Origin of the sequence: Pediococcus sp., from assembly GCF_003533255.1 — a bacterium.
Classification (GTDB): Bacteria; Bacillota; Bacilli; order Lactobacillales; family Lactobacillaceae; genus Pediococcus; species Pediococcus parvulus.
This window is the reverse complement of sequence record NZ_DOEM01000037.1, coordinates 67639-83116: the sequence shown is the minus strand read 5'-3', so window position 1 is coordinate 83116 and position 15478 is coordinate 67639. Positions and strand designations below refer to the sequence as shown.

The window sequence follows — 15478 nt, the reverse complement described above, 5'->3', positions numbered from 1 at the left end:
GGTAGGAGGGGTTCTGATGTTTAACTTTGAAATTAGTAAACTTTTAAAAAATTGGCGATTTATTTTCTTTGCTACCTTAATCATACTTGTTCCAGAAATAGATTTGTTAATTCAGCTCAAAAGTCAGATTGAGGCTGGATTTGACACAGCAAAGTTTATATTAAATCCAGCAGAAGTTAGTTTTTTGGCTTCTAATTCTATTGGCCATTATGGGCAAATGGTCCTTATTTGGTTGCTGCCTCTAATTTTATTGAATTTATATACGGATCACCAAGTGTCGGAAGTGAAAAATGGTTATCTTAATGCTACCCTGATTAGGAACAGCAGAAAAAAATTTTATCAAACTAAACTGGCTTTATCGGCCATCATTCCGGCTTTTTTAGTGCTGCTTTCATTAGTGATTAATTTTCTTATAGCGCTGCTTATTTGGCATGGAGGAAAAGATTTTTCTGGCATGGAGGATGAATTGCAACAACTTAAGGTTATTAAACCTTTCCAATTATTAGTATTACAAATGGAACATCCGTACAGTACTGTGGTGATCTATATTTTTATTTTTACGTTATCGGTTGCCATTTTTGGTATGGTTACGCAGGCCATTGTGTTTATGTTCCCCAATTATTACATTGCATATCCCTTTGCATTTCTGTTATGGATTATACAAGTTATGTCACCGTACAGCTCCACTTATTTTATGCAACCCTTCATTGAATACGGATTGAGGTCCATTATTCCGGCTGCAATTGTTTACTTATCTTCTAGTTTGATAGTAATTGGTATTGGGTACTTCAGGCAGGTGAGAGCTGATGTTCTTTGAGAGCAAGAAAAGACTTGGCGTAATTTATTTTTTCCTAATAGGGTTTCTTGGAATTTATTGGTTATCACTAAATAGATATGCACCGAGAATAATAACAAATTTTCGAGATTTTTACACAATTGAAGATACTGTTGCAAATTATCATTATGACGTAGGACAAGCTACCATTTTTTCGCTTATTTTTGCTACAATCATTTTAAAAAGTTATTTGAACATTTATATGAGTGAATTAATACGATCCGATACGCAAAAGTATTATTGGGCTTTTTTTAAATCTGTTTGTATCCAAGCAATTATCTTCACGATTGTTTTTGAAGGTGTGGATTTGATTATGCTATTCATTAGAGTGCAGCATACGTTTTTATTTGAACCCATAATACTGTTAGCATTAGGGGTCCGTTATCTTATTTTTCTGGGTTACTATATAATTCAAGGCTCATTATTATTTTTGGTCATGCAATATACAAAAAATGCTTTAGTAACGATCTTTATTGTTCCGTTTATTAATGTTATTACCCTTGAGTTTTGTCGAACCTTTGAGTTTACCCATCCTATTTCCAGTATGAATACAATTGATTGGCTATGGAAAGGACAATTTGGCTGGCTTACGATTCTAACAGCTTTGTTACAGGTCGTGATTATTATCACCTTGCTAGTTATTTGGAATATTCAAAAATTGAGGAGGGAGGATTTACTTGAAATCACAAAATAAATTAGCATTTTTAACTGTTGGCTTGTTAATTTTCTATTTAATACTGGCTAAAAATTATTTATTTGGTAAATTCACTATCCAAAATATCCTTCGTGGTGTTGATTTTAGTGCCACTACTATGCAAACTTTGGTGTTTATCTTCTTCTTTTTTACTATTGCGACACTGAATTTTGCACTTCTTCAATCTTGGTTTTCTGATTGGTTAGTTTTACAACTTATTCGTTACCAAAAAATGAGCTATGTCTTTAAAAACTTGAATATAACTATCTGTAAACTTAATATTTTGTTTCACATTATGTTTGTAGTTGTATTTTTTGTTTTTTCGGGATTATTCCATATTTTTTCGTCGGTTTCTTTTTCACTTTTATCAATGTTACTGACCAGCTTTTTAATCTGTAACTTATATATGTTAACTCAATTCTTATTAAATCTATATTTTTCAGATCGAGTGGGATATTTTCTTATACTTGTTTATGCAGGTCTTTCTTTAATGGTTGGCAAGAGTCTGTTTGTGAATGGCGGCTCAATAATTTTTCAGATACTGGTCTGGCCACAATTTATATGTCAACAACGATTAAGTATACTTCATGTGGATTTACTAATGTGGTATGTAATATTACTGATTTTTTTTGTGTTGATTGAAGGATTAATTTATTGGCGGCTAAGGCAAATTGATTGGTTACGGAGGGATTAAAATGAAAATTGAATTACGTCATTTTTCTAAAACTTTAAAAAAACGTTCTGTATTAACTGACGTTAACTATACTTTTAACGGGGGATCAATATACGGACTATACGGAATTAATGGGTCAGGTAAAACAATGTTATTAAGAGCGATGGCTGGTTTCATTCATGCAACTAGTGGTGAGGTATTGGTGAATGATAAAATTCTGCATAAAGACGTTGACTTTTCACCAGAAACGGGTATTCTTATCGAAAATATGAGTTTATTACCTCAATATTCAGCCTTTGAAAATTTGAAAATTTTAGGTAAAATTCAGCATGTCGCAAACGATGAAGATATTGAGAATGCTTTAAAGGCAGTTGGTTTAGAAGAGAACATTCACAAACCAATTGTGAAAGATTTTTCACTAGGAATGAGGCAAAAATTAAATATTGCACAAGCAGTTTTTGAAGATCAAAAAATTATTCTTTTAGATGAACCAACAAACGGCCTAGATACGGAGAGTGTTAGTAAATGTATTAAGTTGTTACGCAAACTGAGAGATGAAGGAAAACTTATTGTGGTTGCAACGCACGTGGCTGAAGATATGAAAAAACTTGCGGACACGCAGTTACACATTGTTGAAGGAAGGATTGAGTCAACTGAGCAAGTAACCGTTAAGTAAATTTATTTATAGAATTTTGTTTTTTATACAGAAAGACGCTACTAAGTATTTTTTAGTGGTGTTTTTTAATTTTGTGATTGAAAAGGTTAGGTTTTTGACAAAGAAATGACAAAAAAGTGAAAAATCGAGTCAATAAATTCGTCTTGCAAATGCATAGATTAAGCGTATAATCATCAATTATGACAGTGTGTCATTTTGAGGAGGAAGAAATGCCAAAAGCCACATTTTTTAATTTAAATGAAGCCAAAAGGGCTCGATTGATGCGGGCCGCGCAACATGAATTTTCACGTGCACCGTTACCTGAAGTATCGGTCAGTGCCATTGTTGCCGATGCCCAAATTCCACGCGGTAGCTTCTATCAGTACTTTGAAGATAAGGAAGATTTGTATTTCTATTATCTGGGTACATTAGTGAATAATATGGAACAGCATTTATTGAGCTTAATCAAAGAAACTAAGGGTGATCTGTTTGTTTCAATGACTCATTTCTTTGATTATGCGGTTGAAGAGGTTGTTGAAGGACCTAACGCTGATATTTTTAAAAACGATGTGGCAACCAATTTTCAACATGCACAGAACTCTAACCGATTTGGTAAAGATCGGGCCAATTATCCATTTTTCAAAGCAATGCGGGATACGGAGGATGAAATTAGCCGCTCCGTTGATCGAACCAGTTTGAAGGTTACTAGTGATGCAGATTTAAAGGCATTACAAAGGCTTATTTTTATGGTGTTGGTACATACAATTGGGCATTACTTTCACTCTCAAAAGACAAATTCACCAGAAAGTCTTGAGGATATCAAAGCAGAATTTTCAATGACATTGAACTGGATTGCAAACGGCGCACTAAAATCAAAAAAGGAGCTTGGTTAAATGTTTAAATTATCACGACGATACTTAGCCTGGTGGGCAGTTGGTATTGGTACCTTATTCTTAATCGTACAGGTGATGTGTGATTTATGGTTACCAAATATTACATCAGACATCATTAATAACGGAGTTGCCAAAAGTGATATTTCGTATATCTGGAATTCAGGATACAAAATGTTGGCAATTTCTTTACTTGGCGTGCTGGCGTCAGGCGTAAATGTGTATTTTGCTGCTACGCAATCTCAACGCATGGGGAGTAAAATCCGTGATGCACTTTTCAAAAAGGTTTCTTTTTTGTCTAATCATGAATTTGAACAGTTCGGGGATGCATCATTAATTACTCGAACTACTAATGACGTGATCCAAATCCAAAATGTGATGGTTATGATTTTACGGATGATGCTGCAATCACCAATTATGTTGATTGGCGCTGGTTTTATGGCTTATAGCAAACAACCAGAATTAACGGTTGTCTTTTTGGTTTCCTTGCCAGTTTTGGCAGTTTTTGTTGGGATCATTATGTTTTTTGCAGTCCCACTCTTTCAAGGAATGCAGAAAAAAATTGACCGAATTAACCTGGTTTTCCGAGAAGGATTAACCGGTGTGCGGGTTATTCGGGCGTTTAATCGGGATAAATTTGAACAGGATCGTTTTAGAGGGGCCAACAAAGATTACACGCAAACAGCGATTAAAGTTTTCACGATTGTTTCTTTTATGTTTCCAATTATGACTTTAATCATGAGTGGAACCAACATGGGAATCATCTGGTATGGTGCAAAATTGATTGCCAACCAAACGATGCAAGTTGGTAATTTGGTTGCCTTTATGACGTATGCTGCTCAGATCTTGATGAGTTTTATGATGCTTTCAATGGTTTTTGTTTTCATTCCTCGGGCTTCTGCTTCTGCAAAACGAATCAATGAAGTTATTGAAATGAAAAACAGCGTTAAAGATCCTGCTGAACCAGTTTCAGTTGATGCGACTGAAAAAACAGCTTCTTTAAAATTTGATCATGTCGATTTCCGTTATAAAGGGGCTGAAAAACTGGCTATTGATGGTGCAAATTTTGAAGCCCACGCTGGCCAGACAGTTGCCATTATTGGGGGAACTGGTTCAGGAAAGTCAACGTTGATTAGCTTAATTCCCCGGTTCTTTGATCCTGAAAAAGGAAAAGTTTTGATAAACGGAATTGATGTAAAAACCATGAGCCAAAAAGACGTGCATGCGCAGGTTTCACTTGCACAACAAAAATCAGTTTTGTTCCGGGGCACAATTCGTGAGAATATGAAATTTGGCAATCCGGACGCAACTGATGATCAAATTTGGCGTGCAATGGAAATTGCGCAAGCAACTGAATTTATTCATAAAGATGAAGATGGGTTAGACGCTTGGGTAGAACAAGGCGGGGACAACTTTTCAGGTGGTCAAAAACAACGATTAACCATTGCCCGAACTTTGGTCAAACAAGCACCAGTTTACGTTTTTGATGATTCATTTTCTGCACTAGATTTCAAAACGGATGCTGAATTACGGCATGCCTTACGTGAAGATGAACAAGTTCAAAAGAGTGTGGTTGTCATTGTGGCGCAACGAATTGCCACTGTTGCTGATGCCGATCTAATTTTAGTTATCGATGATGGCAAGCTTGTTGGTCAAGGTACGCATCAAGAATTAAAGGCCAATAATGAGACTTATCGGGAAATTATTGACTCACAAATCAAGAAGGGAGATCAAGTAAATGGCTAAAAATAGTGAAAAGCGACCACAACGAACTGGCGGTCATAGTGGTCATGGCATGGGTATGGGAATGCCTACTGAAAAGCCACAACATTTTTGGAAAACAACTTGGCGGTTATTACGATATCTCTCTCCTTGGATGGTGCTGGTTGTCCTGGTACTGATTTTAGCGGCGGCTTCGGTGATCTTACAAATCAGAGCACCTAAAATCTTAGGTGAAGCGACAACCCAAATTTTCGCTGGGGTAATGAAGGGTTCTGCGCAAATGAAAGCCGGTATCGGCCTTCATACGTTACCAATTAACTTCACAAAAATTGTGCATATTTTAACGACCGTCGGAATTTTGTATGGTTTGTCAGCTCTATTTAGTTTCGCGCAACAAGCCATCATGACTCAGGTTTCACAACGAGCCGTGTTCCAGATGCGAAAAGATTTCAAAGAAAAAATGCAACGGGTACCAGTTTCCTATTATGATACGCACTCAAACGGTGATGTTATGAGTCGGATGTCCAATGATATGGATAATATTTCTGGAACCTTACAACAAAGTTTGACGCAATTAGTGACTAGTGTCTTGCAGTTTGTTGGTGTTTTATACATGATGCTTACTATTAGTTGGAAACTAACTTTGATTGCTGTGTTGACCGTTCCTTTGAGCTTGATTGTGGTGGCGTTTGTTTCCCCAAAATCACAGAAGTTTTTTGCCGGTCAACAAAAACATTTAGGTTTATTGAATGATCAGATTGAAGAAACGTATTCGGGACATACAGTCATTAAGAGTTTTAATCATGAAGATAAAGCCATTCAAGATTTTAAAAAGGAAAATGACAAGTATTTAGGTTATGCATGGAAAGCCCAATTTGTATCAGGCTTGATTATGCCATTGATGAACTTTATCAAAAACTTGGGTTATGTCTTTGTGGCTGTTGTGGGTGGAATTGAAGTTGCCCATGGTCAAATTACTTTAGGTAACGTTCAGGCATTCCTTCAATATACTCAGCAATTTTCACAACCGATTACCCAAATTGCCAACTTGACGAACACAATTCAAATGACGATTGCCTCTGCCGAGCGGGTTTTCGCTGTTTTAGATGAACCTGAAATGGGAGAAACACATGTAGAAATTCCAGATGTGAAGAATCCAGCAGCAGAAGTTATGTTTGATCATTTGGACTTCCGTTATGTTGAAGACACACCATTAATTCAAGACTTCAATTTGAATGTTAATTCTGGTGAAATGGTCGCAATTGTTGGTCCTACTGGTGCCGGGAAAACCACGATCATTAACTTACTTGAACGTTTTTATGATATTAAAGATGGTTCCATTAAATTAGATGGGGTTGATACCCGTAATTTAAGTCGAGCAGAGTTACGTTCACAGTTTGCAATGGTGCTTCAGGATACTTGGCTGTTTACCGGAACCATCCGCGAGAACATCAAGTATGGTCGTGAAGATGCCACAGATGAAGATATGGTTGAAGCCGCTAAGGCAGCCCATGCAGATACCTTTGTTCGTCAGCTTCCTCAAGGTTATGACACAATTTTGAATGAATCTGCAAGTAATATTTCGCAAGGTCAACGACAGTTGTTAACCATTGCCCGGGCCTTCTTGGCAGATCCCAAAGTATTGATTTTGGATGAAGCGACAAGTTCTGTTGATACCCGGACCGAAGTTCTGATTCAACATGCGATGAATAAATTGTTGAAGAACCGAACTAGTTTTGTGGTTGCTCATCGACTTTCTACGATTCGCAATGCACAAAATATTGTGGTGGTCAACCACGGTCAAATCGTTGAAACTGGGAACCATGATAGCTTGATGGAACAAAATGGGTTTTACGCTGATTTGTATAATAGCCAATTCTCTGGCAATGAAGTTATTTAAACCTTAAATTTAAAGATAAAAATACCATTATTCGTAGTTCGTCTCAGTCTAAAAGTGAGACAATTATTGAATGATGGTATTTTTAGATTAATGACTGGAGATTTCAAAAATGAGCGAACCCTACCAAAATACAGAAAAACAAATTAAAAAATTAGTTTCACAAAGGATCGTGCCTGGGATTTCCTATGCCATTATTGATCATGAACAAGTTATCAAAAAGGTAATGGGGGATTCAGAAGTTAAACCGAAACATTTTCAGCTGCAAGATGGGATGACCTACGATGTGGCATCGTTAACTAAGATTGTTGGCACAGAAATTTTGATTAGTCAACTAGTTGAAGAAGGGCAACTTTCATATGATCAGCAAGTGGTCAAAATTCTGCCCAATTTCTTTGACGCCCACGTTACCATTCGGCACTTATTGACACACACTTCTGGGATCACGGGTTATATTCCACATCGCAATGAATTAAGCACAAGAGAGCTATTACAAGCGTTATTTACACTTGAAATTGGGCCGGATTTTAATCAGAAGGTGGTTTATTCTGACTTAAATTATATTTTTCTCGGGTTGATTATTGAACATGTTTTGCATACGCCTGTCCAAGTGGCGATTACTGAGCGGGTATTGACGCCGTTGAAATTAACGCATTCTACATTTGCGCCGGATCCGTTAATTTGTGTGCCCACAGAATGGACAGCCAAAACGGGTTTGATTCGAGGCACAGTTCATGATCCTAAAGCGCAAATTTTAGGTGCTCATTGTGGATCGGCAGGTCTTTTTTCAACGCTGGGTGATTTAACAAAGTATGTTATCTGGCTCCTTCATCCGGAAACTAACCCTTCAGTTTTGAAGAAGCAAACGGTAAACCAGTTATTTGAAAATCAAACCGCTAATCCTGATTTAATCCGTTCTTTTGGCTGGGGATTAATTAAGCAAACTGATAACGGTGAGGATCATTGGGTGTTAAAGCATAGTGGTTTTACAGGAACCATGTTATTAGTTGATACGACTCGGCAACAAGCGCTAGTTTTTCTCTCTAATCGGGTCCATCCTACCGCTGACAATCAAATTTACTTTACTTACCGACAGGCTGTGATTGAGGCGTTTTTGAAGGATGGTCAGGGTAGTGTAAAAGGTTAGTTAAACCGTGAGCTTGATTGGAAATGGACACAATTGAAAATTTGTATATACATTTCCAAAACATTACTGAAAGCGCTTCGGTTTTATGGTAAACTATTCTCTGTAGTAGCGAAAGGAGAGATCGTTTTGAGTGAACCATTATTTTTGGCTCCAGTATTTCATGAAAAAATCTGGGGTGGCAATAAATTAGCAACTGAATTTGGATATAAAATTTCTAGTGATCAAACTGGTGAGTGTTGGGCAATTTCGGCTCATCCACATGGTCCGGCAGAAGTGATTAATGGACCATACAAAGGCTTAACTTTGGATCAGGTTTGGGCACAACATCGTGAAGCGTTTGGCAATGCAAAGGGTGACGTTTTTCCTTTACTGACTAAAATCTTGGATGCTAACGATAATCTGTCCGTCCAAGTTCATCCAAATGATGCCTATGCAGCAGAACATGAACATGAATTGGGCAAAACAGAATGCTGGTACGTCATTTCTGCAGAACCTGGTGCCGAATTGTATTATGGGCATAATGCGAAGAATCATGAAGAATTAGTAGACTGGATTAATCATGGCGAATGGGATAAATTATTCCGCCGGGTTCCAGTTAAAGCAGGCGATTTCTATTATGTTCCAAGTGGCATGATTCATGCGTTAGGCAAGGGCATTATGGTACTTGAAACCCAACAGAGTAGTGATACCACTTATCGTTTGTACGATTTTGATCGTGTGGATAAAAAGACTGGCAAAAAGCGTGAACTACATTTGAAACAGTCAATTGACGTGATAACGGTCCCTCATGAAGATCCAAAACTCAACGTTGAAAAAACAACGGTTGGTGATGCAGAAGTTACAACTTATGTAAAGCCACCTGTTTCACCACATTTTTCTGTTTATCAATGGTTGCTAAAGAATGGTACCGCAACGTTTAAACGAGGAGCCGCTCCTTACACATTGGTTTCTGTTTTAAAAGGTGAAGGTCACATTGAAGTTGACGGAAAGAGTTATGATATCAAGAAGGGTGTTCATTTTATCTTGCCATATCAGGTTAAAGAGTGGACTTTAACTGGTGACTTACAGATCATTGCAAGCGAACCGGGCGAAGCATAAAACTAACTAAATAACGGCCAGCCATGAATTGTAAGAATTCGTGGTTGACCGTTATTTTGTTTAAAAAGTTTCTGGAATTTTTAAGGCTTTTTGTTGGCTTAAATCGGCATCTGGATATTTTCGTTCAAGGGCAGTGATTAACAGGTGTTTTGCTAAAGATCCGTTTCGCGTCAAGATTGGGCCATGGAAATAAGAACCATAGACGTTTTTGTAAATGACGCCTTCAGTTTTGTCTTTCCCATTATTTCCGTGACCACTTTCAACAACACCTAGTGGTTTTTCACCTTTTCCCAAGAAGGTCATGCCATTATGGTTTTCAAAACCATGATATTCTTCTTGCGTCTGTTTGTTTTTAATTAAAATGTTGCCAATGAAGCGGTTGTGATCCTGACTAAGGGTGTAATGATCTAAAGCCCCAATACCCGGAATCTTTTCGCCGTCCGCACCAATATAGTAATGGCCAAGGAGCTGATAACCGCCACAGATAGCTAACATTGGTCCACCATCGTTGATATATTTGGTTAGTTCTTCTTTTTTTGAAGGAATGTCTTTTGAAACGATTAATTGTTCGTAATCTTGACCGCCACCGAAAAAGACTAAATCAAAATTGGCTGCCTTAAAGTCGTCATCTAAACTGATGACTTTAACGGTTAGATCCGTGTCCATTTGTTTGGCGTAATATTTGAGTGCTAGTAAATTGCCATTATCACCATAGGTATTGAGGAGATTACCGTATAAGTGAGCAACGTTTAAGGAATATTTCAATTAAATTCCCTCCTTAATATAGCCATCGTCAGCTAGCTGTTTGCGTAATTGAAGCATAGCAGTGTAGGTTGCAAAAACATAAACCCGTTTTGTTGGCAAATCTTTTAATTGGTCGACCGCATCATGAAGATTAGGTTCAATCCATAAGTTATCGTCCGTTACACCGGCCACTTTCAAACGGAAGGTGATATCTTTGTACCGCTCGCCACCTGTCATGAATTGTTTAATATTCATCTTAGGAAGCTTTTCAAACTCGCCATCCCAAATCCAACTTGTGTCAATTCCGTCCGCATAATTGGCATTTAGTAACCCAACTAACGAAAAAGGTTGTGTTTCAGTGCCTACCATGTCGATCACTTGGTTTAACCCAACTGGATTTTTGACCAAGACGATGGTAATTTCTTTGTCGCCAACCTGAATTTGTTCTTGACGCCCAAAAACGCGTTCGTCTGGATCGTTTAATGCGGTGGCAATTTCATCATCTGTGACGCCCATGAATTTACCAACAGAATACGCAGCTAGTGCGTTATACACGTTGTAAAGGCCACCAATGTGTAAATTAAACGAAGTGCCATCGATAGTAAATGCTGAAGTTGCAGGGGTCAATTGATCAACACTAGTTAATTCGTATTTCAATGCGGGGCGTTTAAAGCCACAATTAGGACAGAAATATTTTCCTAAATTACTGTAAACGATAAAGTTATAGTGCAAGACATGCTGGCACACAGGGCACAAAATGCCGTCCGTATTTACATCAGCAGTAACGTCGTGGTCACTTTGATTGTTGAATCCATAATACTGAATGGGATTGGGCAGTTCTTTTGAATTAAAAATAGAAGCGTCGCCATTAGCAATGATCGTTGCTTCAGGTACCAGAGCAATGCCATCTAGAATTTTTTTATAAGTCGTGTAAATTTCACCGTAGCGATCCATCTGGTCACGGAAAATATTGGTCAACACAAACGCTACGGGCTTGATATACTTGGTCACCATAATGACGTTGGCTTCGTCAACCTCCAAAACGGCAATTTGACGGCCGTTTTTAGATCTTTTAGCGGTTAAAAATGTGGTCACAATGCCTTGTTCCATGTTGGAGCCACTTGGATTCGTTAAAACATGATCAAATTTTTGATTTAAAACTTTTACAGTAAGTGCCGTTGTTAAAGTTTTACCGTTAGTTCCGGTAATCACAATGACGTCGTAATTTTGTCCCAACACTTTTAAAATATCGGGATCAATTTTAGTTGTTAGTTTTCCGGGAAGCGAGCTTCCTCCGTTTCGAAATTTATGCAAAAACCAATAGGCTGATTTTCCAGTCGTAATGGCAAGTGAGCTTTTGAGTGACATAAGACTCCTCCATCAAATTGTTAAAAGGGTGTATTACCCTAAATCCTAAATGTTAATTTTAAGCCCTAGCGCGCAAAAAAGAAAGTTATCCGGAAAAAGAACCTTTCAAAGTGATTCTGGCTTATGATCAAAGATGAAATTTTTCTGGTTATCGGCTATACTAAATAGGAAGTAAATACAAAGGGAGAAACTACTTTGGCACAGTTATTCTTTCACTATGGCGCAATGAATAGTGGTAAATCGATTGAAATATTGAAGGTTGCTCATAATTATGAAGAGCAACATAAATCTGTTGTTTTGATGACCAGTGGAATTGATACACGAGAAAATGTTGGTGAAATTGCCAGCCGCATAGGTTTGCACCGCACTGCGGAACCAATTTTTGATGATACCGATGTTTATAAACGCGTTTTGGAGCTCAATCCAAACGCGGCTTGCGTATTAATTGACGAGGCTCAATTTTTAAAGAAGCATCACATTATTGAGCTTGCAAAAATCGTTGATGATTTAAATATCCCTGTAATGACATTTGGACTTAAAAATGATTTTCGTAATGAATTATTTGAAGGTTCAAAATACTTATTAATTTATGCGGATAAAATCGAAGAGATGAAAACCATTTGTTGGTTCTGCAAACATAAAGCAATTATGAATTTACGTTTTGCAAACGGCAAACCAGTATATGAAGGAGAACAAGTTCAGATCGGTGGCAACGAGGCCTACTATCCAGTTTGCCGACGTCACTATGTGAACCCTCCTTTGGATGAAATGAGGAAAGATAGTTAATGAATGATTTTATTGATAAACTTCAGGCAGTTGAGGATCGCTATGATGAGTTAAATGAACTTTTAGCGGATCCCGATGTAATTTCTGATTCTCAGAAATTTACTGAGTTGTCTAAGGAAGAAGCAAGTATTCGCGAAACAGTCGCAAAGTTCCGAGAGTATAAAAAAGTGATTGCTCAAATTGCTGATGATGAAGAAATGCAACGTGAAAAACTAGATCCAGAAATGGATGAGTTAGTTAAATCTGAATTAAGTAGTTTGAGAAGTCAACGCGATGATATTGAAGAACAAATTAAAGTACTGATGTTACCAACGGACCCTAATGATGACAAAAATATCATTATGGAAATTCATGGTGCTGCTGGTGGGGATGAAGCTAGTTTATTTGCGGCGGATCTTTTCAACATGTATTCACGATACGCTGAAAATCAAGGATGGAAAGTTCAAATTGTGGACGAGAACGCGACTGAAGTTGGTGGCTTTAAAGAAATTGTGTTGATGATTTCCGGTGATCGGGTCTATTCCAAACTCAAGTATGAAAATGGTGCTCATCGTGTCCAACGGGTGCCGGTGACAGAATCGGCGGGTCGAGTCCATACTTCAACTGCTACAGTGGGTGTTATGCCAGAAGCTGAAGATGTTGACATTGATATTGATCCAAAAGATATTCGAACCGATGTCTATCGGTCATCTGGTGCTGGTGGTCAGCATATTAACAAAACTTCATCAGCTGTGCGAATGACCCATTTACCAACTGGGATTGTGGTTGCCATGCAAGATGAACGTTCTCAGCAACAAAACCGAGTTAAAGCGATGCAAATTTTGAAAGCGCGGGTTTACGATTACTATCAAACGCGTGAACAAGATGCTTATGATGCTGAACGAAAGAGCGCGGTCGGAACGGGTGATCGTTCGGAACGAATTCGAACTTATAACTATCCACAAAACCGGGTCACAGATCACCGAATTGGGTTGAGTTTAAACAAACTGGATCGGATTATGAACGGTGAGTTAGATGAAATAATTGATGCTTTGATTTTAGATGATCAAGCAAAGAAGATGGAGCAACTTCGAAATGAGTAACCCCACCTATTTAGAGGCCCTTAAATGGGCTTTTTTGTATATCAAGCCCACTACTCAGGCTGGCATTGATGAAAGTGGGGCAAAGTTGCTCTTAGCCAACATGATGCATTGGAACAATACACAGTTAGTTTTACATTATCGAAATGTGATGACGCCGTCGACTTGGACTGCTTATCAAAAAAATGTGCGCCAGTATGCTGATGGAATTCCTGTTCAGTATCTGACGCAGCAAGCTACTTTTTACGGAAATAACTTATTTGTGGATTCTCGCGTCTTGATTCCCCGGTTTGAAACTGAAGAATTGGTTGAATGGGTATTAAATGACAATGATGAAACAAGGCATACGATTTTGGATATCGGCACCGGTTCAGGAGCCATTGCAATTGCACTAAAAAAACAGCGACCAAATTGGCAAGTGACGGGTTCTGATATTTCAGCGGATGCCATACAGGTGGCTCAGAAAAATGTAACCTTACAAAAGGTGGAAATCCCACTTATCCAAAGTGACTTGTTTGAAAATTTTGGTAACAAACGTTTTGACATCATTGTCTCTAATCCGCCGTATATTGCAGAGTCAGAAAAAAAGGCTATGGATCAAAGTGTGATTCAATACGAACCGCATCAAGCTTTGTTTGCAAAAGAACAGGGACTGGCCATTTACCGACAATTCAGTCAACAAGTCAGCGATCATCTAAATGAGAATGGCCGTTTATATTGCGAATTTGGATACCAACAAAAAGAAGAATTAGCGAATTTATTTACAGCGGCGGATCATAAGTATCAAGTGAATTTTAAAAAAGACGTTACAGGTCATGATCGAATGATGTGCGTAACGCTTGATGGTGAAGGGAAGTCATAATTTGGAAACGAAAATATATCATGCAGATACAATCAAGGAAGCAGCGAAAGAAATTCAGGCTGGGCAATTGGTGTCTTTTCCAACTGAAACCGTTTATGGCTTGGGGGCTGATGCGACGAATGAAGCAGCAGTCAAACAGGTGTATGTGGCAAAAGGACGACCGAGTGATAACCCGCTTATTGTTCATGTGGCGGATATTACGACCGTTGAAAAGTATGCGCAACCCTTGTCTGAAAAAACCCGTTTATTAATGAAGACATTTTGGCCAGGACCGTTGACCATTATTTTGAAACTCAAACCAGATGCGCTCTCAAAGAGTGTGACAGGCGGGTTGGAAACCGTGGCCTTCCGGAACCCACATAACGAAGCAACGCTCGACTTAATTCGTCAGGCTGGGGTGCCAATTGTGGGGCCTTCTGCAAATACTTCAGGAAAACCTAGTCCAACAGAGGCTAAACATGTGTATCATGATTTGCATGGCAAAATTGCGGGAATTCTGGATGATGGACCAACCCAAATTGGGGTGGAATCAACCGTTATTGATATGTCTGGTGAGGTGCCAAGTATTTTAAGACCTGGCGCGGTTAGTGAAGCGCAGTTAGCTAAAGTTATCGGTACTGTTCAATCTGATCATCATAAGGTCGGTAAAAATGAAGTTCCTAAAGCTCCAGGGATGAAATATAAACATTATGCGCCCAACGCACAAGTTTTGATTGTGGCTGATGACCAGTGGCCAGCCGCCATGAACTGGGCAGCCCAGCAAAATAGTCCGGTTGGGGTAATGACTACCGAACAGGTAAAAAAAGAGAATCTCATTCCAACAAATGCAGAATGGTTTTCATTAGGTGAAGATGTCCATTCAGCTAGTCACAATTTATTTGCTGGATTACGGCATTTTGATTTAGAAAGTTCGGTGACGTATATTTTGGCTCAAGAATTTGATAGAATAGGGCTAGGCGAGGCCTACATGAATCGTCTAGGAAAATCGGCAGGACAACAATACTTTCAAACACCTAATAAATAGGAGG

15 protein-coding genes are annotated in these 15478 nt (G+C 38.4%); 13 read left to right on the top strand and 2 right to left on the bottom strand.

What is annotated here, in order from left to right:
- The first annotated feature begins 16 nt into the window (after positions 1–16).
- The 9 genes from DD627_RS09040 (at position 17) to manA (ending at position 9611) form a co-directional block, all read left to right on the top strand.
- Positions 17–817: a DUF2705 family protein gene (locus DD627_RS09040; RefSeq protein ID WP_057784681.1), complete on the top strand. Its 801-nt coding sequence runs from the start codon at positions 17–19 to the stop codon at positions 815–817.
- A complete protein-coding gene (locus DD627_RS09035; RefSeq protein ID WP_260274980.1) occupies positions 807–1529 on the top strand; it encodes a hypothetical protein in 723 nt (240 codons plus the stop codon). Before DD627_RS09040 ends, DD627_RS09035 begins: the two co-directional genes overlap by 11 nt.
- Complete coding sequence (locus DD627_RS09030; RefSeq protein ID WP_260274979.1) at positions 1513–2223, top strand: hypothetical protein; 711 nt, start codon at positions 1513–1515, stop codon at positions 2221–2223. Before DD627_RS09035 ends, DD627_RS09030 begins: the two co-directional genes overlap by 17 nt.
- A 1-nt stretch (position 2224) precedes the next feature.
- Entirely contained in the window at positions 2225–2878 is a 654-nt protein-coding gene (locus tag DD627_RS09025; protein WP_068808127.1) for an ABC transporter ATP-binding protein, read from the top strand.
- A gap of 209 nt (positions 2879–3087) precedes the next feature.
- Complete coding sequence (locus DD627_RS09020; protein ID WP_057783756.1) at positions 3088–3750, top strand: TetR/AcrR family transcriptional regulator; 663 nt, start codon at positions 3088–3090, stop codon at positions 3748–3750.
- On the top strand, positions 3751–5493 hold the full coding sequence (locus DD627_RS09015; RefSeq protein ID WP_057783758.1) for an ABC transporter ATP-binding protein: 1743 nt from the start codon (positions 3751–3753) through the stop codon (positions 5491–5493).
- The gene (locus DD627_RS09010) at positions 5486–7369 is read left to right on the top strand and encodes an ABC transporter ATP-binding protein (RefSeq protein ID WP_375710198.1); all 1884 of its coding nucleotides are present in this window, start codon (positions 5486–5488) and stop codon (positions 7367–7369) included. Before DD627_RS09015 ends, DD627_RS09010 begins: the two co-directional genes overlap by 8 nt.
- 109 nt (positions 7370–7478) lie before the next feature.
- Entirely contained in the window at positions 7479–8513 is a 1035-nt protein-coding gene (locus tag DD627_RS09005; RefSeq protein WP_057783762.1) for a serine hydrolase domain-containing protein, read from the top strand.
- A gap of 126 nt (positions 8514–8639) precedes the next feature.
- Entirely contained in the window at positions 8640–9611 is a 972-nt protein-coding gene (gene manA, locus DD627_RS09000; RefSeq protein ID WP_260274978.1) for a mannose-6-phosphate isomerase, class I, read from the top strand.
- Positions 9612–9671: 60 nt separating this feature from the next.
- Here manA and DD627_RS08995 read toward each other — a convergent pair whose 3' ends face one another.
- Positions 9672–10376: a type 1 glutamine amidotransferase gene (locus DD627_RS08995; protein ID WP_057783766.1), complete on the bottom strand. Its 705-nt coding sequence runs from the start codon at positions 10374–10376 to the stop codon at positions 9672–9674.
- Positions 10377–11723, bottom strand: a complete 1347-nt coding sequence (locus tag DD627_RS08990; protein WP_260274977.1) for a Mur ligase family protein — start codon at positions 11721–11723, stop codon at positions 10377–10379. It abuts the gene before it with no gap.
- A gap of 195 nt (positions 11724–11918) precedes the next feature.
- On the opposite strand from DD627_RS08990, the gene DD627_RS08985 reads away from it, so the two are divergent.
- Genes DD627_RS08985 through DD627_RS08970 form a run of 4 tightly spaced genes read left to right on the top strand, consistent with a single transcriptional unit; the run spans position 11919 to position 15474 of the window.
- The gene (locus DD627_RS08985; RefSeq protein ID WP_057783770.1) at positions 11919–12509 is read left to right on the top strand and encodes a thymidine kinase; all 591 of its coding nucleotides are present in this window, start codon (positions 11919–11921) and stop codon (positions 12507–12509) included.
- Positions 12509–13591: a peptide chain release factor 1 gene (gene prfA / locus DD627_RS08980; protein WP_057783772.1), complete on the top strand. Its 1083-nt coding sequence runs from the start codon at positions 12509–12511 to the stop codon at positions 13589–13591. Before DD627_RS08985 ends, prfA begins: the two co-directional genes overlap by 1 nt.
- On the top strand, positions 13584–14450 hold the full coding sequence (gene prmC / locus DD627_RS08975) for a peptide chain release factor N(5)-glutamine methyltransferase (RefSeq protein WP_057783774.1): 867 nt from the start codon (positions 13584–13586) through the stop codon (positions 14448–14450). Before prfA ends, prmC begins: the two co-directional genes overlap by 8 nt.
- 1 nt (position 14451) lies before the next feature.
- The gene (locus DD627_RS08970) at positions 14452–15474 is read left to right on the top strand and encodes an L-threonylcarbamoyladenylate synthase (protein ID WP_260274976.1); all 1023 of its coding nucleotides are present in this window, start codon (positions 14452–14454) and stop codon (positions 15472–15474) included.
- Positions 15475–15478: the final 4 nt, after the last annotated feature.